This window comes from Anabaena sp. 4-3, from assembly GCF_001597745.1.
Classification (GTDB): Bacteria; Cyanobacteriota; Cyanobacteriia; order Cyanobacteriales; family Nostocaceae; genus Trichormus.
The window spans coordinates 292,830-314,447 of the sequence record NZ_LUHJ01000026.1 but is presented as its reverse complement, the minus strand read 5'-3'; the positions used below and the strand labels follow the sequence as shown (position 1 = coordinate 314,447).

The following is a 21,618-nucleotide window of genomic DNA, read 5'->3' as shown; positions in this document are numbered from 1 at the left end:
GATGCGAGTTTTTGTAGGGTGGGCATTGCTGGCAATTTACTCGCAACCTTAGTTTTACGTTATTGGCTGTGCATCGCCTTTCACTAATTGAGAATGATGCCAGATATAGCTATATTTATCTCTCAGCTATTCTGGTAAATTCAGCGCAGGGTTACGACTAAAAAATCCTCTCGGACTTATTTTAAATCCTAGTTTATGAACTGGCATTACTGGCCAGTCTTCTGGTTTAGGGACATGAGTAATACCCATTGTGTACCATACCACAATATCCTCATTAGTCAATGTTTCATTGTCAGCAGTATATTTTGGTAAGCCTTCCCCTGGTGCGGTTTGATTGGGATAATCACCACCTGCATATAATTCATTAGGTTGATATTTTGTCACCCAAAAATGATGAGTTGCAAAGCCAGCTTTCTGACGAATTTTTGCGCCTTCTACGGGAAACAATATTGTATTACTTCCAGGCATCAACATATATGCAGGTGCAGCACCTAAATTGTTCTTTTTGTCTGCACTCGTTATCATCCATTCTCGACTATGTTTGATATCTGCATCCCTTACTGCCGCTTTTTCTGTTTTTAATGGGGTATCTTCTACGATGATGGCGTTTCCTACAGGGTTATTTTTCCCCATTGGTAAACTATTGACGTTCATTTCCATGACAGAATTAGCTTGTCCATCAACATCAAAATCTAAGCGGTAGTTAAAAAAGTGTTGATGATTTACGCCAAAGGTGTTTTTTGCTATCATTCGTCCATAGGAATTGTTAAATGTCTCTTGTTCCTCAGTCGTTCCCTGTGCTAAGACAATCCCCGTTAAGTCGTTTTCTACTTCTATTGTCCCGTCTTGATGAAATATCCAATTAGTGGTGTAATCATAGTTGTCTATTGCCGCAGTCATGGTGATGACTAATTCTCGGTTACGGCGGACATCATTACGTTGGGTGTTATATTCGTAGTGCTTCCAGAGTATACCGCGATCGCGCTCGTAAATACCCACTACTCCCGGCATTGTATAAGGTTCGCCTTCTTCATTGGCAAACACAGCATCAAGTAATACGCCATTTTCAGGAACTTCTTTCCCTAACTCCATTGTGTTGGCAAGTAACCCTAGGTTATATTCCCCGACATCAAAGGCGTTTCTAAATGACCAAGTGGGGTTAGGATCACCATAAGGTACTACCATCTCCGATAAACTGGCGCGGTATAATACAGGACGCTGTTTTTCACCGTCTTGATAGCTGACTTGATATAGCACCAACCCGCTACGGGGGTGCATCATGTAGCGAAATTTCCAACCTTGCCAAGTTATCTCATTACCTTTAATTTGGAAAGTCTTACCATTCGGTTGCAGAATTTTTAACAGTTTTGGCGGTGACAGCAGTTTACCTAACGACTGTAAATCATAGTTCCAATTTGTTTTAGATATGGGAACTATGCCGTTATCCATAAAACTGCTGACTGTGTTTGTATTTAAATTAACTGTGGCTAATACACCCTCTATGGGACTGCCGTAATAATTCCAGCCGCCTCTATAAAATAATAAAGTCCGACAAATGCGGCTACCTGCTGCGGCTTCTTCCTGGCTTAAAATTCCTGCCGCCCAGCAACTAATCTGCACTTGGTTAAAATCTGTAATTCCCCGCTTTTTCATCGCTGCTTGCCATCGAGGATCAGACTTGACAACTTGCCTTGCTATCTCGTATTCTGAAGCCATGATTGCAGGTTGTACTTTGGGGATTTCCTGCCAAGATGTGATTTGTTGCGTTTTCAGGTCAACAACACCTTCATAGGTTTTATTTTGCGATCGCTCATACACTACCAAAAAAGCTTGACGCTGATATGGTTGCCCCGGTGTAAATTTCAACACCTCGTTTTTATCTGGTTCAGCTAACGCAATTAGGGGAAAACCAGCCATATCACTCAAAGGCTTTTCTTTTCTAATTACCGCTACAGCCGTTTTAATTTCCGCCTCTGTTAATGCTGTAAGGGGATGTGTTATTTTTGGCTGTTGTGCGGTAACTGTCCCCATTAATTTCAGTGAGAGAACAAACCCGACAATAATACTAATGGCTAAACAACAAAATAGCCTAATTCGCTTATTCATGTTTCAGCAGTTTGGAAATTGATTGTTATTTATTTCCAAAAATCAGACAAAAAACCGCATTAAAGCACAATTAAATCCCCGACTTTTTCAAAAAATCGGGGATGTATCAGCGTTCAAGTATTCTGTTCGTAGTAAGGACTTTAGTCCTTACAGTGGTGTTGAACGAGAGTGAAGCGTTCAAGTATTCTGTTCGTAGTAAGGACTTTAGTCCTTACAGTGGTGTTGAACGAGAGTGAGCAGAAAAATAATTAAACGCAGATAAACGCAGATAAACGCAGATAATAATGTGTTTTATTCGGTTCAATCTGCTATATCTTGTTAGTTTGGAGAGGACTAAAGTCCTTACTACAAACAATTTCTACGTTATCTTGTTAGCGTAGTATCGCTTGGAGAGGACTAAAGTCCTCACTACAAACAATTTCTACGTTATCTTGTTAGCGTAGTATCGCTTGGAGAGGACTAAAGTCCTCTGGTGCGGACGCTACGCGTAGCTTGCTTCCCCGGAGGGGTACACTACAAAGTTTGATGTTAAGCAACTACTAAACGCCGCAAAGACTCAGCACGACGTTTTGCTGTGGCGTTATTCGGTTGAAATTTTAGGGCTTCTTCGTACATTTGTAACGCTTGAGCATTCAATTTTTTACGCTCGTAAGCATGACCCAGATTATTGAGTGCTACTACATAATCTGGTTTCAATTTTAGTGCTTCTTTGTACTGACGAATCGCTAAATCATATTGCTCTTGAGCAAAATAAGCGTAACCTAAACCATTGTAAATAGGAGCAGTATTTTCTTCTCCTTCTTCTTCGGCAGCTTTCAGGGCTTTTTGAAACAACGGTAAAGCCTGGCTAAACACTTTTTTCTCAGAATAAATACAAGCTAGTTCGTAGTATTCTTGTACTGTACCCTTCTCTTTAGTCAATTTGTTGCGTAAGCGCGATAAAGCACTCTCACGTTTGCGAGTTTTGAACAGTTGGCGAAAAACAGTCACAACTGTAAATGCTAGTAAACCCACCAACACAGAGAGATAAACAACCGCTAGACTGTTATCCATTGCCTTCAAATCAAAATATTAAACTTGCTTCTATATCTATTATCTGTTTTTTGTTGACTGTTGACTGTTGACTGTTGATTGTTGACTGTTGACTGGGGATAATGAATTTTGAATTTTGAATTTTGAATTAGGAGCGTAGCGACGCGACTAACCCCCAATATTCGATCCGTTCTTTTAACCAGCCCTTGCCGATATAGCTGGCGATCGCTTCGTTGACTTTCCGCCTCATCTCATCGTACTGTAATCCTTTGGGCATGACTACAGATAAGGGTGCTGTTGATAATTTTGTCGGTAATATCCGATACTGGTTATTTTCTCTCACCCAACCACTCAATACGCTAGCATCTGCGGCAAACCCTACTACAGCTTGGTTTTCTATCTTATCTTGCGCTTCTGCGTAAGAACTCACCCCTACTAATTTCGCTTCGGGGATGTAATAACGAATATCAGCAATTGTACTAGAATGGTTTAAGATAGCTATTTTCTGACGTTTCAAATCACTCAACTGTTTGATTGAGTCGTTGTTGGTGACTATGACAGTACCATCATAATAATAGGGAACACTAAAACTCACTAAGCGTGAGCGTGATTCGGTGGCTGTGACTCTGGCGATCGCCATATCTACTTGATGATTGTAAACTAAGGGTAAGCGATCGCGATTCTTCACTGGTTGCAATTTTACAGCATCGGCTTTCCCCAACAAATCCGCCGCTAAACGCTGTGCTAAGTCAATCTCTAAGCCTTGCAGTTTGCCGCTTGCATCCTGAAATCCCAAAGGCGGCAAGTTATCTTTAACTGCAACAATTATATAACCCCTTCGTTGAATTTCTGGCATTTCTGCGGCAGATGCAGTCAAGCCTGTTGGGAAAAACACGCAGAAAAGGCAAATTATGGTAACGGACAATACCAGATGTAACCGACTAATTTTTTGCCATCTGTTACATCTGTTATTCATCCTTGTTCACCGTTAACCTTTAACTTGTATTGCCAATTCAGCAACTTTGCTGAAGCCAGCCGGATCGAGAACTGCTAACTGTGCCAACATTTTACGGTTGAGTTGAATGTTAGCTTTTTTCAGACTGCCCATCAACTGACTGTAGCTTAAACCATGTTGTCTAGCAGCAGCGTTGATGCGGGTAATCCACAGGCGGCGAAAATCGCGCTTTTTCTTTTTGCGATCGCGGTAAGCACTGCGTAGTGCTTTCATTACCTGTTGGTTGGCGGTTCTAAACAGAGTCGAGTGAGAACCACGGAAACCTTTAGCTAGTTTAAGGATTTTATTGCGGCGTTTACGAGCAACGTTACCGCGTTTTACACGGGTCATATTCTATTCCTAAAGAGTCTACTATTTTACAAATAAGGCAGCATCAAGCGGACATTTTCTTCGTCGCGTTCGTTAACGACTGCCATTTTAGACAAGCCACGCTTTTTGTTGGTGGTTTTGTGTTCTAAAAGGTGGTTTTTGAAAGCTTTGCGACGGACGATTTTACCGCTACCAGTGGCGCGGAACCGTTTCGCGGCGGCTTTGCGTGTTTTCAGTTTAGGCATGGATTGACTTTAATTCGACACAATCCCTCATTATATACTAATCAAACAAGTTTGAAACTAAAAGCTAAACGCAATGGACTGCTAAACTTAACCTACAAATCTGGGATCTAAGACAATTCGATCACCTATTTGATTGATATGATAAGTCCAAAATTGATTCTGCACTCTGACAATGACTTCCCAGCCTGAGATGGGGTTGTATTCCTTGGTGCAAATTTCCCCAAAGTTGAACTCACAAGGATTACCGAAAGTTTTGGCTGTGATGTTGGTAATTTCTACTTGTCGTTGAGATAAGCCAGAACGTTTGATGGCATCATCCAAAATATTATTAGCGATCGCTTTGGGTAGTGTATTTTTTCCCTCTGTCATCGCTTTGGGATCTAAAACCAGTCGAGAAGCAGTTTCACTAGCGTGATAAGTCCAAAATTGATTCCGCACCCTGACTGTGACTTCCCAGCCTTCAATGGGTTGATATTCCTCAGTACACACTTCTCCAAATGCAAATACACAGGAATTAGCAAAGGTGTTGCGGCTAACGCCAGTGATTTCTACTTCAGGTATGGTGACATCAAAACGCCTAGCTGCATCAACGAGAATATTACTAGCGATCGTTCTAGGTAGTGTATGATTTCCCTGTTGACTGACTTTGGGATCTAGAACGATTTTAGAACCGAAGCGGTCTACGTAATAAACCCAGACACGATTCCGCACCCTAACCTCTACTTCCCAGCCTAAAATGGGGTTATATATTTGTGGGCAAATTTCCTCAAAGTTCAACTCACAGGAATTACTAAAAGTTCTGGGTTTGGCTGAGATCATTTCTACTTCTCGTCTTGAGACACCAGAACGTCTACTAGCATCCCTCACAACATTATTGGCGATCGCTTCGGGTAGGGTATTTCCCTCTACACTCACTTGAGGATCTAACAGGATTTGGGAACCAGATTGATTGACATGATATGTCCATGATTGATTCCGTACCTGTACAATCACTTCCCAGCCTTCAATCGGTCGATATTCCCTAGTGCAAACCTCGCCAAAGTTAAATATACAAGAATTAGCAAAGGTTTTGCCTGTAGCTTGAGAAATGGTAATATTGCTAATTGCTACCCCTGAACGCTGTGATGCGTCCCTAACTATAGCATTGGCAATGTTGCGCGGTAAGCGATTCTGGGAGCGTTGCGCTAATTGTATAATTTCTGGTGTAGGAGATGCCATCGCTGTATTTTTGCCAGCCACATCAAACCCAGATAATACTAGACTTGTGAATGCCAGACCAAAAACCCAGCCTTTCTTACTCACCAAAGGCAATCTTTGATTTCTCGATTTCATCGTAACTTCTGATCAGATATGTATCGTCTTCATAGAGTTGACGGTCACAATTCTCAATAAGTTTTACAATACCTGTTAAGAATTTGGTATTTAGAAATCATCAAGTATTTTACCGACAAATCCAAAAAGCGGTTCAGTAAATGACCGAACCGCCAGTTATGGGATAAGTTATTTTTGTTAAAGGTTGAATTTTCTCAAGACTTAATATTGTCGTGAGTATCCACCATTATTTTTTCCCCAACCACCACCGCCTGCACGAGTGCCTTTCTCTTCCCGTGGACGAGCTTTATTAACTTTCATTACACGACCCATCCATTCAGCACCGTCCAAAGCTTGGATAGCAGCATCTTCAGCAGCTGAAGTTTCCATTTCAACGAAACCAAAGCCACGAGCGCGTCCAGTTTCCCTGTCTGTAGGTAACTGAACACGCTTAACTTCTCCGTACTCGGAAAATACTTTAGTGAGGTCGTCTTGAGTGACGCTGTAGGATAGGTTCCCTACGTAGATTGACATGAAACTCTCCAGAATCCATTGGGGCAGAGATGTTGATCCGGAGAGCCGCTTGCAATTATGACTAACAACAAGATACGTATCGCCGAACTTAACTTCTCCTATTATATTTTAGCACAACTTCATGGTTCGTAAAGTCTCATTTTAAATATTTGGTTTCATGTATGGTAGAATACAGGGTTTTATGACTATAGATAAATCAATTTGGCACAGCTAAATCATCTGTGTCAAGACTCCTATTCACCCTGCAAATAGCCTCCCATGCTGAATTAGTAGCAGGAGGAATCAGCAAAAGGTGACTCGCTCCCGTGCGGCAAAGCAGTTATTTTTAATAAGTAAATTGCCTCGATATCAATGGGATTGTCAATCTGTAAAAGGGTATATTCTACCCAACTATCTAAATTCACTTGCTGGTAATTGTTCACAGATGCGGGTGCAGTTAATACCCTGAATTAACACCCGTTGCGGTGCGGCCTTTGTCTATGTTCTTGACCATTGAGATGGCGATGGTTTTGGGGTGGACTTTGCTGTATTCGTTAGCACTCCCTGAATGAGAATTGGGGGATTCTGGCTACGCTAATGCTAAGGTTGGGGATAAGTAAAAACACCACTACGCTTTTTCTGGCAAATTTGATTTAATTTTGGCACAGACTGAGGAAACAAGGATTGGGGACAAATCAATTCACAATTTAAAATTCACGCATAGCCTGCGGCTGGGCTTGCGCCTAAAAAATTAATGAATTTTGGGGAAAGTCTTCTCGCCCTGCCTCCCCTGCCCCCCTACACCCCCAGATGCTGACAAAACTTATTCCTGTATTTGACTGGTGGGGTATCGTGAAAACAGTAGTCGCCAATTCTGCCTCTGATAAGTTAAAGATTAGAAATAGCTGAAAAATTCACATCCAGCGATGTTCTACCTTAACCTCTATCAAGGACTGCACCCAACATTGGCAGGATTTTCGCCTTATGAGTCAAGGTTTCATGAGGCTTAAACTACAGTAAGTACGATTTTCATCTTGACATTTCGCCAAAATTACATCAATTTGACTGTTTAGCTTCGCAGCTACTCTTTTTTTGAAATCTCCATGTCAACTCTCGTCATTGTCGAATCTCCAACTAAAGCTCGTACCATTCGCAACTACCTGCCAAAAAACTATCGGGTAGAAGCGTCGATGGGTCATGTGCGTGACCTACCCCAGTCGGCGAGTGAAATTCCTGCTGCTGTCAAAGGGGAAGCATGGGCGCAGCTTGGGGTAAATGTGGACGCAGACTTTGAACCTGTATATGTTGTACCTAAAGACAAAAAGAAAGTTGTCACCCAGCTTAAAGATGCTTTAAAGGAAGCAAATGAACTGATCCTGGCAACTGACGAAGACCGGGAAGGTGAAAGCATTAGTTGGCATTTATACCAGTTGCTCAAGCCGAAAGTGCCAACTAAGCGGATGGTGTTCCATGAGATCACCCAAGACGCGATCGCCAAGGCTTTGAAAAATTGCCGGAATATCGATGAGCAGCTAGTCCGCGCCCAGGAAACTCGCCGGATTTTAGACCGCTTAGTAGGCTATACCCTCTCCCCCCTCTTGTGGAAAAAAATCGCTTGGGGATTATCTGCCGGACGGGTGCAGTCTGTGGCTGTGCGGTTGTTAGTCAACAAAGAACGTCAGCGTCGGGCTTTCCGAGAAGGCACATACTGGGATTTAAAAGCCTACCTACAGCACAATAAAAGCCCATTTACCGCCCAGTTAGTCACCCTAGGAGGCACGAAAGTGGCAACGGGGGCGGATTTTGACCCATCCACCGGGCAAATCGCCGCCGGGCGCAATGTGGTGCTGTTGTCTGAGGAGCAGGCGATCGCCCTCAAGGAACGACTGACCGATAAACCCTGGACAGTTGCCGAAGTGGAAGAACGCCCCGTAACCCGCAAACCTGCGCCACCGTTTACCACTTCCACCTTGCAGCAAGAATCAAACCGCAAACTGCGTCTGTCTGCACGGGATACTATGCGAATTGCTCAAAACTTGTATGAGCAAGGGTATATTACCTATATGCGTACAGACTCGGTGCATTTGTCAGAACAGGCGATCGCAGCTGCCCGTAGCTGTGTCGAACAACGCTATGGCAAAGAATACCTCAGTCCCCAACCCCGACAATACACCACCAAATCTAAAGGCGCGCAGGAAGCCCACGAAGCCATTCGTCCCGCCGGCAGCAGTTTCCGCACCCCCCAAGAAACCGGCTTAAGTGGTCGGGAATTAGCCCTGTATGACTTGATTTGGAAGCGTACCGTCGCCTGTCAAATGGCTGACTCCCGCCAAACCCAAATCACCGTCCAGTTAAAAGTTGAAGATGCTGGTTTCCGCGCTTCCGGGAAGCGGATCGACTTTCCTGGCTATCTCCGCGCCTACGTGGAAGGTTCTGATGACCCAGAAGCCGCATTAGAAGACCAGGAAGTAATTCTACCTAACTTGAAAGTTGGTGATCACCCCAATTGTCAAGATTTAGAAGCTATCGGTCACGAAACCCAACCCCCAGCCAGATACACCGAAGCTACCCTAGTTAAAACCCTAGAAAGTGAAGGTATCGGTCGTCCTAGTACCTACGCTAGCATTATCGGCACTATCCTCGATAAAGGTTACGCCCAACTGGTGAATAATGCCCTAATTCCTACCTTTACCGCCTTCGCCGTCACCGACTTGTTAGAAAAACATTTCCCCGATATCGTTGACCCTAGTTTCACCTCGAAAATGGAACAAACTTTGGATGATATCGCCGAAGGTGAAGCTAACTGGCTACCCTACCTACGGGATTTTTATTTAGGGGAGCAAGGTTTGGAAACCCTGGTTAAAGAACAAGAAAGCCAAATTGATCCGAATACAGCCAGAACTGTAGAACTAGAAAATTTAGCCGCTAAAATCCGTATTGGTAAATATGGGCCTTACATTGAAGTCGAAAATGGTGACGGTGTAGTTACCGCTTCCATTCCCAAAGATTTAACACCAGCCGACCTCAACCCTAAACAGGTAGAAGTCTTGCTACGACAAAAAACCGCCGGTCCAGATCAACTAGGTCGTCATCCGGAAACGGGTGAACCGATTTACGTGAAAATTGGAGCTTATGGCCCTTATGTGCAGTTAGGGGACAAGACAGAGGAAAACCCCAAACCTAAGCAAGCATCTTTGCCCAAGGGTGTGACTCCCGAAACCATTACCCTAGAAACAGCCATTGGTTTGTTGTCACTCCCCCGGACTTTGGGAGTACATCCAGAAACAGGTTGTAAAATCCAAGCTAGTTTAGGACGTTTTGGCCCCTATGTTGTCCATGACCAAGGAAAAGCCGGTAAAGATTACCGTTCGTTAAAAGCTGGTGATGATGTCTTGACAATTTCCCTAGCCAGGGCTTTGGAATTGTTATCAGAACAGAAAAAAACCCGTGGTGCTAGCAGTAGTAAGTCGAAAGCGGCTTTACGGGAATTGGGTACTCATCCCGATGATGATGCACCAGTGAATATCTACGACGGCCCCTATGGCCCTTACATTAAGCACGGCAAGACTAACGTGGGGATACCAGAAGGTGTATCTGTGGAAGATGTCACCTTATCTCAAGCCTTGGAATTGCTAGCCGCTAAAGCCTCGACTAGCAAAACCCGCAAGTCAACTAAATCCACCACGACTAAATCCAAGTCCACGACAACCAGCAAGAAAAAAACGGCAAAGGCTTAGTTATGAGTCATTAGTCATTAGTCATTAGTCATTAGTCACTGAATATATTTTGATGTGATGGCTTTTAACTATTGGCTAATGTCCAATTCCTCATGCCCCCTGCCCATTGTCCATTGAATAATACAGTTCAATCAGTGGCGAATGTGATACTCTAAAAAGTAAGGCAGATCACAACACTAAATTTTTAAAATTGGTTTATGCCCAAAATACAAAAGTGTGTATCAGCCTGGTTGCCAGCCAGAGGTGCAACATTACGCCAGTTTCTGCGTAGCTGTTAATTAAAATTGAGGTAGTCTCTCAGGAGCAGTCAGTTTAATGGACTATATAGATAAGGTACTGGAAAAGCTAAAAGAATTGGCGCGTAAGCTGATTGAAGCCCTACTAGGGCCTGAAGTAGAGCCGGAACCAGAACTGATTCCGATCCCTGTAGATGAGCGATCGCGTCGTAGATAAGAGGCCGCAGGTGTAATAATTGACAGGAAAACATTTAAGTATTTTGGTGCTGCATGGGCCAAACCTAAATTTGCTGGGACAACGAGAACCAGGAGTTTATGGTTCTACTACCTTGGCAGAAATTAACTGTCTGTTAGAAGCAGCAGGAAAAAATTTACAAGCACAGGTTTTTCCTGTGCAGTCAAATCATGAAGGCGTGTTGGTGGATGCAATTCATGAGGCATTAGGAAAACATCAAGGAATTCTGATAAATGCCGGGGCTTATACTCATACGAGTGTGGCGTTAAGAGATGCGATCGCTGCTGTAAATATACCGACGGTAGAAGTGCATCTCAGTAACATTTACCGCAGAGAAGAGTTCCGCCATCATTCCTACATAGCCCCGGTAGTCATTGGTCAAATCAGTGGGTTTGGTGTACAAAGTTACCTGTTAGGTTTACAAGCTTTGGTGCATCATGTAACTCAGTAAAAAGTTAAAAGTAAAAAGGTAAAATAACTAACTTTTAACTTTTTACTTCTGGAGACTATGCGTTATTCACTTGTAAATCGGTTCCGAGGTGCTTTACTGGGCGGATTACTAGGGGAAACCTTAGCGCAGATGCACCAGGCAAACCAGCAGATTCATTCTGACTTGGCTCAAGCAGTAGTTCCCGGTGCTACGAGTTTAATTAAACTGGGCAAATTAGATATAGATAATTGGTTAGAGCTTTATCCACATAAATTTACGGATTTAAAGCCGAAAACAGTAATTTTCGCCTCAATTCCCATATCATTGTTTTTTCATGACAATCCAGTAAAACTACACCAAAATTTACTGAGACTGTCAAAATGGCATGACAATCTAGTGGTGAGGGATAGTATTCTAGCTATAGGGTATGCGATCGCGCAATCACTCACAGAAAAACTACAACCCCAAACCTTAATCCCACAAATCATTACCTTTATTGGCGAGACTCCTACCTCAATCCCACAAAACTTAATTAAATTACATAATTTGTTAGCAGCCTCAGCAGGGTTAGAAAGAGTACAAGCCGAGTTGGATAGAGAAGACAAGCTAATTCTGAGCGTTTCTCTGGCTTTTTACTACTTTCTCAGTACCTTAGAAGACTTTCGGTTAGCGGTTTCACGGGCTAATCCTGAGCATGGTAGCTGGCGACAAAAACCGAGGATTTTACATTCCCCAACTATCAGTGCTATCACTGGTGTTTTATCTGGAACTTATAACAGCAGTGTCAGTATTCCTGTCAATTGGAGAGTTGCACTGGTATCAGCAGATGCAACCACCGACGAACTGAGCCAAATTTCGCCAATGCTAGAATTGGCTGATGCACTGGCGGCTGTTTGGTCGGGAGTGTATGATCCTGCTCTCAATGCTCTAGAATCTCAAGCAGAAGAATGTGTTATGTCTGATGGACAAGCTTCACCTTGCGTTTATGCAGCTCCTCGCGTCATCCGGGCGCGTTGAGCATGGGTGAGAGTCACTGAACATTCACCCATAGCCTACGGCTAGGCTTACGCCTACAAAATTAGAGAATTGTGGGGAAACATCTCCCCTGCTCCCTCCGCTCCCCTGCTTCTTGTTTACGGCTAGAGGTAATGAAAAGACAGCTATTTTTTCAGTCTTTAAATCAGCAATTGAGCCATTGGCGGCGAAGGTATAAATTAATTAGCCGTAAAGGTAGATTTCTTGTGAGTGTACATGAAAAACGTCAAACCTCTAGGAACGCATCCCCAAAATTTGTCCTCAAAAATATACTCTTCAATTTATTAAAAAATAGTTACAATAGCGAACACCAAAAACGCAAAATAGACCTCAGAGCAATGACAAAATTGGGCAAAAATCAAAGTAGGATTGATGCAGTAGGTCTAGCCTGGGCACACGAAAAGCGTTCTTCGTTGATTTTAGCGATCGCAGTTGTATCACTGACTGGTGTAATAGGAAATAAATTATACAACCAACCCCAATTAAAAGTAGGAACTATTGCACCGCAGACAATTAACGCGCCTTATGCTGACACGATTGAAGATAAGACGCGAACCGCAGATAAACGCAAAAATGCCAGTAAAGCTTCCACACCAGTATTAATGATTGATGCGGAAATTACTGAAAATATCAATCAACAGTTACAAAAAATCCTAGATGAAGGTAACACCATTCGTAACATAGCTGGTTCTTTTCCGTTTTACGATGCTTCGGTGTTGTCTATACCTACCCAGCATTATCTACGCTCTTGCTCTGAGTCGGAATGGCAGGCGTTATTAACCTCTATTGAAAATACTGCTATCCAAAGACAAAATACAATCAATCAACCTGCTAGGAACAATAAATTTACCAGCAGTCAAAACAGTCAAAATCAGGGCAATCAAACCGTTAATATTGCTAGCAAAAGTGAGTTGACGCAAGCATTAGCCGAATTAGTAGCTTATCGCATCACCACTAGCGAGCAGAACTTATCCACACTTTTAGCTCGGATTACTCAAGCTCGTCAAGCATACAGCCAAGCCCATGCTCAACTACTCAGACTGAATACGATTACCACACAAACAGTCTACAATCAAACAGTCCTGCTGCAATTGCCAGATCATGAGTGGACAAAAACACAAGCAGGAATTCATCAAAGTGCAGAACGCATTCTTACCCAAGGTATTCCTTGGGGATTACCAGATAGTATTTTAAGAAATGCCGTCAGCTTACAAGTACAAGCTTTTGTACCTAAAAATGCGGAAGCTTTAGCCAGCAAAGTGTTGCTAGCCGTCTTAGAGCCTAATTTAAAAAAAGACGAAGAACAAAGCATAAAACAAGCGCAACAAGCCGCAGCTGATGTTACACCTGTGTTAATTAATGTCAAGCGAGGTCAGATCATTGTCAATAAGGGAGACAGGATTACACAACAGCATTTTGAAATACTAGAGCATTATCAACTGATTCGCCGAGAAAATAACTGGCTAGGGTTGCTGCAATTAGCAACTTTAGTGACGGGAGCAATTGGTACTTTTGTGTTGGTAGAAAGAAATATTAAATACCACTTGCGACAACGGGATCACTTATTAGTTTTACTATTAACCCTGAGTACCCCTGGAGTGCTGGCGATGGGTTTACCTTACACTACTTGGGGGGGTGTAGGGTTGCTGTTGGGTAGCTTTTATGGGCGTAGCTTGGGGGTGACAGTCATAGTATTACTGTTGCTGTTGTTACCAGTAAGCTTAGAAGTGAGTGCAATTACACTCTTAGCTGGTGCTGTGGGCGGAATTTTGGGTAGTTGTATTGCTCAAAGATTGCGATCGCGGGAAGAATTCGCGCTGTTGGGTGTAGCGATCGCCTTGACTCAAGGTGGTGTTTACTTAATTATGAAACTCCTGATTGGTGCCGCCTTTGGTTCAGCTTGGTATATTGTGCTGCAAGCAGCAGGATTATTAGTTTTATCTGGTTTGGCTTGGAGTATTGTGGCTTTAGGCTTGAGTCCCTATCTAGAAAAGTTATTTGATGTAGTTACCCCGATTCGGTTAGCAGAATTAGCAAATCCCAATCGTCCCTTACTCAAACGCCTAGCCACAGAAACACCAGGAACTTTTCAACACACATTATCAGTAGCCACCCTAGCGGAAGCGGCAGCGAAAAAATTAGGATGTAATGTGGAATTAGTCAGGGCTGGGACATTATATCATGATATCGGCAAAATGCACGACCCTTTAGGATTTATTGAGAATCAAATGGGCGGGCCGAACAAACACGAAACAGAGATACAAGATCCTTGGAAAAGTGCAGAAATCATCAAAAAGCACGTTAGCGAAGGCTTAGTCATGGCGCGGAAACACCGCTTACCAACAGCGATTCAAGCGTTTATTCCCGAACATCAGGGTACAATGCTGATAGCGTATTTTTATCATCAAGCGCAACAAATGGCGCAAGCAGACCCCAGCATTGAGGTAAATGAAGTTGATTTTCGGTATGATGGCCCGATTCCCCAATCACGGGAAACCGGGATTGTGATGTTAGCGGATGCTTGTGAAGCTGCACTGCGATCGCTCAAAGATGTGAATCCTGAGCAAGCTTTCACCATGCTCAATAATATTTTCCGTGCTAGATGGCAAGATAATCAACTGAGAGATTCAGGATTAACAAGGGAAGAAATGACACAAATCGCTGAAATCTTCGTAGAAGTTTGGCAACAATTCCATCATAAACGCATTGCTTACCCACAATTAAAAGCTAAGAATAAAGTTAATAGTTAATAGTCATTGGTCATTAGTTATTAGTCATTAGTCATTAGTTATTAGTCATTAGTCATTAGTTTTTCTTCCTCTGAACCCTCCGATTCCATTGTATTTCACGGCGAATAATCATAGGTTTAAAAGCAATGTTAAGTAACACAGTGTAAATAATTAAAGTTTGTAGTAAGGACTTCAGTCCTTATTTAAGGACTAAAGTCCTTACTACGAAAGCGATTTCCATAAGTTTACATTACTTAACATAATTATATTTATTCCCACCGACTTACTGATTAAAAGTATGATAATTCCACTAATTGATTTAGCAGAGTTTAAACATAATCATACAGCCAACCAGCAAACCGTAGTTAAACAAATTTATCAAGCTTGTCATGAAATTGGTTTCATGTATTTACAAAATACCGGAATTTCTCCAGACTTATTAAAAGAAGTTTTCTCACTGAGTCAATCTTTCTTTAACTCACCTTTAGCTATCAAGCAACAGTTAGCCTGGAGTGATGAATTTAGTAATATAGGTTATGTTGGTGTAGAAAGAGAACGCCTTAACCCTGAACAACCAGGAGATTTAAAAGAAGCGTTTAATATCAACAATCAAGAATTATTTAAACCTGGGTTATCTTCTGTTTCACCAGCACAAAATCCGGTAATTCTTGCATTTTATCAAGCTTGTACAGAATTAGCGAATACTGTACTCCAAGCTTTTGCTTTAGCCTTAAAATTACCAGCAGACTTTTTCACCACCAGACACAATCAACATCATCATACATTGCGACTGCTACATTATCCACCATTGCAAACATCACCCCAAGCGGGACAAGTGCGTGCTGGGGAACATTCCGATTATGGGAGTATTACTTTATTATTTCAAGATAACATCGGCGGGTTAGAAGTGCAGACAACTCAGGGAGAATGGATTGCAGCACCCGTAATACCTGGTACAGTGTTAGTAAATACGGGTGATTTAATGCAGCGATGGACAAATCATGTATTTTGTTCAACTAAGCATAGAGTCATGATTCCCAATGATGAAAGAATCAAACAGTCGCGTTATTCTCTAGCGTTTTTCTGTCATCCAAATGATGACACAGAAATTACTTGTTTGGAAACTTGCACAAAACAACAACCAGCAATTTATCCTCCCATCCTTGCGGGAGAATATCTCTTAAGTCGTCTACAAGCAACATACTAAATGAAAACCTATGACTTGATTGTAATTGGTAGTGGTATTACGGGTGCTGCACTTGCTTATGAATTAGTCAAAACAGGCTTTAACGTATTGTTATTAGAAAAAGACGCAATACCAGAAAATGCTACCCGTTACAGTTATGGTGGACTGGCTTATTGGTCTGGAACTACACCACTTACTCGTCAATTATGCCAGGAAGCGATCGCGCGTTATCAAGTTTTGTCTTCAGAATTAGACGCGGATATTGAGTTACGAGAATTAGACTTATTACTCACCATCAGCGCAGACAGTAACCCACAAGCAACCGCGAAATTATATGCTCACTGTGCAGTACCTCCGCGTTTACTGAGTATATCAGAAGCTTGTGAATTAGAACCACAGTTAAATCGAGAGGCGATCGCCGGTGCTTTAACTGTCAAACATGGACATATTCATCCAGAAAAAACCGCACAAGCCTATATTCAAGCCTTTATACGTAGTGGTGGCAAGATAGAAATAGCCGAAGTCGTGCAAATCTTAGCAAATGGCGTAAACACAACTAACGGAACTTATCACAGCGCGAATGTGGTAGTATGTGCTGGTGGACTAAGCCGACAGTTGCTAAAAGCCGCAGGTATTCCCATCAAGCTGTATTTTACCCATGCAGAAATTATCGCCACTGCACCCATTGATTTACAGCTACGCAGCTTAATTATGCCAGCGAATCTGCAAAGATTTAAATTAGAATCTGCATCAACTCAAGATGAGCAGTTGTGGAATCAACCCAATCATCAACCAGTATCACCGATATTAGATGTAGGTGCAGTTCAATTTCTCGATGGTAGTTTACGCCTGGGTCAAATCAGTCGTATTCTCACAGATGCTGATGCTCAAGTCAATGCACAAGAAAGTGAATATTGGTTAAGACAAAGTATTAAGAAAGTTTTACCAGCGTTAGGTAACTTGCCGGGAACATGGCATCATTGTTTAGTAGCATTTAGTAGTAATAGTCTCCCTTTGATTGGTAGCATCCCAGGATTTCCAGGGGTGCATATTTTCTCTGGATTTAGCAACCCTCTAGTTTTTGTACCACCGTTAGCACAGAGATTTGCTCAATATTTAACAGGTAATCAAGATGAGATAATTACCCAATTATCACCTAATTAAAACTCTCTTGTGGGATGGGCTTCTAGCCCGTCCAGTGCGGGCAAGATGCCCACACCACAAAAACTATATTTTGACGAAAGTACGACACCGCATTAAAATTATTATCGCTTAAGTTTGACTACTGGTTAAATTGACTTCTGCGATTTTGATATTTATTTTATCATCAGCAATTAAACTAGCGGCTTCTTGTAACAGTTCTTTTTGTTCTTGCTGAATTTCGTCTAAACGACGTGAAATTTCTGCGAGTCTCTGCTGTTTATCTGGGGTAAATGTTTGATAATTAGGAGATAATAAATCAGGTGTGTTATCTATTGTCTGGTTATGAGTAAAGTTTTTAAAAGCAAAAATGCCGAGTTTGCTTAAAGATAGAAAACTAACTTTAATGAAAGCGACAATTAATTTTAATGGTACTTGCAGAATTGACCAACTAGCAGTCTCAATCAAGCGCATAATTGCTTTAATTATGCTCCAGATGAGTGTTAGCCCAAACAGCAAAATTATTAAACTAATAATTGGGTGATTAGTTCCCCAAGCTAGAATTTGTACTAGCCTTAAAAATCCTGGGTGTTGTACTAGCCAGTCATGAATAGAAGCTGATATTGCTGTTTGAATAGCTGTGGATGTTGTCGCCTTAAATTGATCAGCCACTTGCAAATTTTGGTCTACATAACCTTTAGCATGATCAATAGTTTTTGTGGCAGTTTCTTGTAAAGATTCCCCGAATTGCTGTGCAGAGTTGACAACTGTTTGCCAACTTTGCAATACTTCTGTGGACATATTGGTGTCTATGGGAAGTTTTTCATATTTTACAAAGGCTGAAACCGAACCCGCAACCCATCTTTAGGGCGATTTGTGGGAATTCGCGCTGTATCTAAACTTTGATTAGGCAAGATTTCCCAATCATAACTGCGTAAAAGATGGGCTGCAACAATTTTCATTTCCATTTTGGCAAAAGCTAGACCAATACAAATGCGTGGCCCGCCCCCAAAACCAATTAAACTAAAAGGATACTGTTTATGTTCTTGACGCTGGGGACTGAAACGTTCTGGATCAAAACGTTCTGGTTCTGGGTAAATTTCTTCTAGGTTGTGAGTCATCAAAATTGAGTACAAGAGTTGCCAACCAGCAGGTACATGAAACCCATTAAATTCAAAGTCTTTAATTACACCACGAAAACCGCCCCCTACAGGTTGATGTAATCTTTCAATTTCTAATAAAATTTGCTCTAAATAGGGCATTTTTCCTAACTGTTCTAAGCTTAATTCACCTTGACTAGCAAGCTGTAATTGTTCCTCTCTAGCGCGTTGCATAACTTCTGGATGACGGGCTAATTCTACACATAACCAAGTCAACATCGAAGTTGTAGTTTCATGTCCTGCAAACAATAAAAGCACAGCTTGGGCGATTAATTCTTTCTCACGTAAACTGTTACCATCTTCATCTTGAGCTTGTACTAATAAACTCAAAGCATCTTTTGTAGGTTTTTGCTGACGTTCCCTGACTACCTGCGTTAAATGCTCTAAAATCTGATTACGTGCGGCTAGAGCTTTGTTAAATTTGGTAAATGGTAAGGGTAAAAGATTAATAGCAAATAGTCCATTGCTCAGTGTGTTAAATAACTGACTCAGACGGACACATTCTGCACCAGGTTTAGTACCCAATAATAATTGACTAGCAATATCAAATGTTAATTGTTTATATTCATCAAACCAAGTAAATTCTTGTTTTTTTTCCCATTTTTTGAGATAGTTTTGTGTAATATCTGCCATTGTAGACACATAATTAGCTAAGGCTGGCCCATGCAAAGCTGGCATCATTAAACGGCGATTTCTGCGGTGTTCTTCACCATCTTGTAAAAATAATGATTCGCCCAGCAAGATTTTAAAGTTTTCCGGCCATCCTTCACGCCAAGAAAAATGCTCAATATGGCTAGAAAGCACAAATTCTACAGCTTTTGGCCCAGCCATCACCACAGTAGGTCTGCCAAAAAGATGAGTTTTAAAAATATCGCCATAGCGATGATATCGCTTTTCAATAAATTTATAGTCAAACAGAAATGAAACCGATTCACCTAATATTGGTAAACCAAAACTTCCGGGAGGAATTTGATTGTTTTTCATCTATCAAGTGATTTGAAAGTACATAATTAGGACTTACGTAAGTGTGACATTCAATATGTCTTGTAGGGTGCGTCAGACTGGTTAAATGTTGTCAATAAATTTATGTTTGATATCTGACGCACCCTACTAATATGGCAGTTGCGTAAGTCCTGACAAAAAAAGATGAGTCCGAGACTTGGAAAACTCTATTTTCAGGTGTTACCAAAGACACGGCTCATCTTTTAGTCAAGAATTATTGACTATTCATTAAATAAGTCTAAATCCGTGACTGCACCGACGCTGCTAGAAGCTACCAATTTAGCGTATTTGCCTAAGATACCTTTGGTGTAACGGGGTGGACGGGGTTTCCAGTTAGCGCGACGACGGGCTAATTCTTCATCAGAAACGTTAATTTGCAAGAGGCGGGAATGTGCATCAATGGTAATGCTATCACCTTCTTCGACTAGGGCAATATTACCGCCAACGGCTGCTTCTGGTGCAACGTGTCCGACTACCATCCCGTAAGTACCGCCTGAGAAACGCCCATCAGTAATTAAACCTACAGCGTCGCCTAAACCAGCACCGATAATTGCTGAGGTGGGGGCTAACATTTCCCGCATACCGGGGCCGCCTTTGGGGCCTTCGTAGCGGATGATAATTACATCACCAGCTTTAATTTTCCCGGCGAGGATGGCATCTAAAGATTCTTCCTCAGAATCAAATACCCGTGCTGGCCCGGTAATGCTGGGCTTTTTCACGCCTGTAATTTTTGCTACTGCCCCTTCTGATGCCAGATTACCCTTGAGGATGGCTAAATGACCTTGGGGATACATGGGGTTATGCCAAGGACGAATCACATCTTGGTTAGCGGGTGGTTCGTCGGGTATGTCTGCTAAGACTTCGGCGATGGTTTTCCCGGTGATAGTGATACAGTCACCGTGGAGTAAACCATGCACCAGCAACATTTTCATGACTTGGGGAATACCACCAACTCGATGTAAATCTGTGGCGACATAACGACCGCTTGGTTTCAAATCACACAAAACGGGGACACGACCACGGATAGTTTCAAAGTCATCTAGATTTAATTCTACACCAGCAGCGCGAGCGATCGCCAAAAAATGTAATACTGCATTGGTAGAACCACCCACCGCCATAATCACAGAAATAGCATTTTCTATAGATTTACGGGTGATAATTTGTCGGGGTAAAAGTTGCTTGCGAATGGCTTCTACTAATACCTTACCTGATTCTTCGGTACTATCAGCTTTCTCATCATCTTCCGCCGACATAGTGGAAGAATAAGGTAAACTCATCCCCATAGCTTCAAAAGCTGAGGACATGGTATTGGCGGTGTACATCCCACCACAAGAACCAGCACCAGGACAAGCTTGACGTTCAACAGCTAACAGTTCATCATCGTCAATCTTACCGGCACTGTATTCACCCACAGCTTCAAAAGAACTCACAACAGTTAAGTCTTTACCGTTGTAATGTCCAGGTTTAATCGTACCACCATAGACAAAGATAGCAGGGATATTCATCCGCGCCATAGCAATCATTGCCCCTGGCATATTTTTATCACAGCCACCGATGGCAATCACACCATCCATACTTTGACCATTACAAGCGGTTTCAATAGAGTCAGCAATAACTTCGCGTGACACCAGGGAGTATTTCATCCCCTCAGTTCCCATTGAAATACCGTCACTAATAGTAATTGTGCCGAACATTTGCGGCATCGCACCAGCCTGTCTAATACCAGCTTCAGCTCTAAGTGCTAACTTATTAATCCCCATATTACAAGGGGTGATAGTGCTGTAAGCATTAGAAATACCGACAATTGCTTTGGTAAAGTCTTCATCTTGAAAACCCACCGCACGAAGCATAGCGCGATTTGGCGATCGCTGCACCCCTTGAGTGACAACCTTACTTCTAAAATTATCCGACATCGTTTTTCCTTCCGTACCGTAACCGCTTGTGTTGCGATTGTATATCAAATTTTCTCACGCTTATGGGGGATTAGGGACTGGAAGGGACTGGGTAAAAATTTTTCTGCCTCCCTTCCCTCCCCCTTTCAAGGGCAGGTTTTTTACACTGCGCCCAAAAATACTGGTTTTAGGGTGTAGGGGTGTAGGGGTGTAAGGGTGTACGGGTGGATGAAATTCTGATTATTTCGTGAACCTTACAGTCCTCACTCATTACTTTATTAAAAACCTGCCCTTAAGAGCTTCCC

17 protein-coding genes are annotated in these 21,618 nt (G+C 42.2%); 7 read left to right on the top strand and 10 right to left on the bottom strand.

All coding sequences use genetic code 11. The annotated features are described in order from the left end of the window. Window positions 1-126: 126 nt before the first annotated feature. The 7 genes from A3775_RS07935 to A3775_RS07905 all read right to left on the bottom strand — a co-directional run bounded on the left by A3775_RS07935 (window position 127) and on the right by A3775_RS07905 (window position 6,552). A complete protein-coding gene (locus tag A3775_RS07935; protein ID WP_066424461.1) occupies window positions 127-2,106 on the bottom strand; it encodes a primary-amine oxidase in 1,980 nt (659 codons plus the stop codon). A 528-nt stretch (window positions 2,107-2,634) separates the two neighbouring features. Further along, window positions 2,635-3,159: a tetratricopeptide repeat protein gene (locus tag A3775_RS07930; RefSeq protein WP_066383922.1), complete on the bottom strand. Its 525-nt coding sequence runs from the start codon at window positions 3,157-3,159 to the stop codon at window positions 2,635-2,637. A 127-nt stretch (window positions 3,160-3,286) separates the two neighbouring features. Then, complete coding sequence (locus tag A3775_RS07925; protein ID WP_066424459.1) at window positions 3,287-4,114, bottom strand: transporter substrate-binding domain-containing protein; 828 nt, start codon at window positions 4,112-4,114, stop codon at window positions 3,287-3,289. A 12-nt stretch (window positions 4,115-4,126) separates the two neighbouring features. Further along, the gene (rplT, locus tag A3775_RS07920) at window positions 4,127-4,483 is read right to left on the bottom strand and encodes a 50S ribosomal protein L20 (RefSeq protein ID WP_066424457.1); all 357 of its coding nucleotides are present in this window, start codon (window positions 4,481-4,483) and stop codon (window positions 4,127-4,129) included. 26 nt (window positions 4,484-4,509) lie between these two features. Beyond that, on the bottom strand, window positions 4,510-4,707 hold the full coding sequence (gene rpmI / locus A3775_RS07915; RefSeq protein ID WP_066383932.1) for a 50S ribosomal protein L35: 198 nt from the start codon (window positions 4,705-4,707) through the stop codon (window positions 4,510-4,512). 87 nt (window positions 4,708-4,794) lie between these two features. Next, window positions 4,795-6,039 (bottom strand): hypothetical protein, encoded by a 1,245-nt coding sequence (locus tag A3775_RS07910; RefSeq protein WP_066383933.1) that lies wholly within the window; start codon window positions 6,037-6,039, stop codon window positions 4,795-4,797. Window positions 6,040-6,240: 201 nt separating this feature from the next. After that, window positions 6,241-6,552, bottom strand: a complete 312-nt coding sequence (locus tag A3775_RS07905; protein WP_066383934.1) for an RNA-binding protein — start codon at window positions 6,550-6,552, stop codon at window positions 6,241-6,243. 1,082 nt (window positions 6,553-7,634) lie between these two features. Between A3775_RS07905 and topA the strand changes: the two genes are divergently transcribed. From topA to A3775_RS07875, 7 genes are all read left to right on the top strand, one after another. Further along, complete coding sequence (topA, locus tag A3775_RS07900; RefSeq protein WP_066424455.1) at window positions 7,635-10,268, top strand: type I DNA topoisomerase; 2,634 nt, start codon at window positions 7,635-7,637, stop codon at window positions 10,266-10,268. 315 nt (window positions 10,269-10,583) lie between these two features. Further along, entirely contained in the window at window positions 10,584-10,721 is a 138-nt protein-coding gene (locus A3775_RS24605) for a hypothetical protein (RefSeq protein WP_197480108.1), read from the top strand. A 19-nt stretch (window positions 10,722-10,740) separates the two neighbouring features. Further along, window positions 10,741-11,190 carry a type II 3-dehydroquinate dehydratase gene (gene aroQ, locus A3775_RS07895; protein ID WP_066383937.1) on the top strand — a complete coding sequence of 150 codons (450 nt, stop codon included), beginning with the start codon at window positions 10,741-10,743 and terminating at the stop codon, window positions 11,188-11,190. A 57-nt stretch (window positions 11,191-11,247) separates the two neighbouring features. Next, on the top strand, window positions 11,248-12,186 hold the full coding sequence (locus A3775_RS07890; protein ID WP_066383940.1) for a hypothetical protein: 939 nt from the start codon (window positions 11,248-11,250) through the stop codon (window positions 12,184-12,186). Between the two features lie 131 nt (window positions 12,187-12,317). Further along, entirely contained in the window at window positions 12,318-14,954 is a 2,637-nt protein-coding gene (locus tag A3775_RS07885; protein WP_066383943.1) for an HD family phosphohydrolase, read from the top strand. Window positions 14,955-15,231: 277 nt separating this feature from the next. Further along, window positions 15,232-16,140, top strand: a complete 909-nt coding sequence (locus A3775_RS07880) for an isopenicillin N synthase family oxygenase (protein ID WP_066383945.1) — start codon at window positions 15,232-15,234, stop codon at window positions 16,138-16,140. Then, window positions 16,141-17,283: an FAD-binding oxidoreductase gene (locus A3775_RS07875; RefSeq protein WP_066424453.1), complete on the top strand. Its 1,143-nt coding sequence runs from the start codon at window positions 16,141-16,143 to the stop codon at window positions 17,281-17,283. 108 nt (window positions 17,284-17,391) lie between these two features. On the opposite strand, the gene A3775_RS07870 is transcribed toward A3775_RS07875, so the two are convergent. The 3 genes from A3775_RS07870 to ilvD all read right to left on the bottom strand — a co-directional run bounded on the left by A3775_RS07870 (window position 17,392) and on the right by ilvD (window position 21,334). Continuing rightward, complete coding sequence (locus A3775_RS07870) at window positions 17,392-18,060, bottom strand: hypothetical protein (RefSeq protein WP_066424450.1); 669 nt, start codon at window positions 18,058-18,060, stop codon at window positions 17,392-17,394. 29 nt (window positions 18,061-18,089) lie between these two features. Beyond that, window positions 18,090-19,403 (bottom strand): cytochrome P450, encoded by a 1,314-nt coding sequence (locus A3775_RS07865; protein WP_066383954.1) that lies wholly within the window; start codon window positions 19,401-19,403, stop codon window positions 18,090-18,092. 239 nt (window positions 19,404-19,642) lie between these two features. Continuing rightward, window positions 19,643-21,334, bottom strand: coding sequence for a dihydroxy-acid dehydratase (gene ilvD / locus A3775_RS07860; RefSeq protein WP_066424447.1), 1,692 nt, complete (start codon window positions 21,332-21,334; stop codon window positions 19,643-19,645). Between the last annotated feature and the right edge of the window lie 284 nt (window positions 21,335-21,618).

Coding starts and splice junctions, on each gene's coding strand:
- A3775_RS07935 (WP_066424461.1), bottom strand. CDS start 2,106: ATGAATAAGCGAATTAGGCTATTTTGTTGTTTAGCCATTAGTATTATT.
- A3775_RS07930 (WP_066383922.1), bottom strand. CDS start 3,159: ATGGATAACAGTCTAGCGGTTGTTTATCTCTCTGTGTTGGTGGGTTTA.
- A3775_RS07925 (WP_066424459.1), bottom strand. CDS start 4,114: ATGAATAACAGATGTAACAGATGGCAAAAAATTAGTCGGTTACATCTG.
- rplT (WP_066424457.1), bottom strand. CDS start 4,483: ATGACCCGTGTAAAACGCGGTAACGTTGCTCGTAAACGCCGCAATAAA.
- rpmI (WP_066383932.1), bottom strand. CDS start 4,707: ATGCCTAAACTGAAAACACGCAAAGCCGCCGCGAAACGGTTCCGCGCC.
- A3775_RS07910 (WP_066383933.1), bottom strand. CDS start 6,039: ATGAAATCGAGAAATCAAAGATTGCCTTTGGTGAGTAAGAAAGGCTGG.
- A3775_RS07905 (WP_066383934.1), bottom strand. CDS start 6,552: ATGTCAATCTACGTAGGGAACCTATCCTACAGCGTCACTCAAGACGAC.
- topA (WP_066424455.1), top strand. CDS start 7,635: ATGTCAACTCTCGTCATTGTCGAATCTCCAACTAAAGCTCGTACCATT.
- A3775_RS24605 (WP_197480108.1), top strand. CDS start 10,584: ATGGACTATATAGATAAGGTACTGGAAAAGCTAAAAGAATTGGCGCGT.
- A3775_RS07890 (WP_066383940.1), top strand. CDS start 11,248: ATGCGTTATTCACTTGTAAATCGGTTCCGAGGTGCTTTACTGGGCGGA.
- A3775_RS07885 (WP_066383943.1), top strand. CDS start 12,318: ATGAAAAGACAGCTATTTTTTCAGTCTTTAAATCAGCAATTGAGCCAT.
- A3775_RS07880 (WP_066383945.1), top strand. CDS start 15,232: ATGATAATTCCACTAATTGATTTAGCAGAGTTTAAACATAATCATACA.
- A3775_RS07875 (WP_066424453.1), top strand. CDS start 16,141: ATGAAAACCTATGACTTGATTGTAATTGGTAGTGGTATTACGGGTGCT.
- A3775_RS07870 (WP_066424450.1), bottom strand. CDS start 18,060: ATGTCCACAGAAGTATTGCAAAGTTGGCAAACAGTTGTCAACTCTGCA.
- A3775_RS07865 (WP_066383954.1), bottom strand. CDS start 19,403: ATGAAAAACAATCAAATTCCTCCCGGAAGTTTTGGTTTACCAATATTA.
- ilvD (WP_066424447.1), bottom strand. CDS start 21,334: ATGTCGGATAATTTTAGAAGTAAGGTTGTCACTCAAGGGGTGCAGCGA.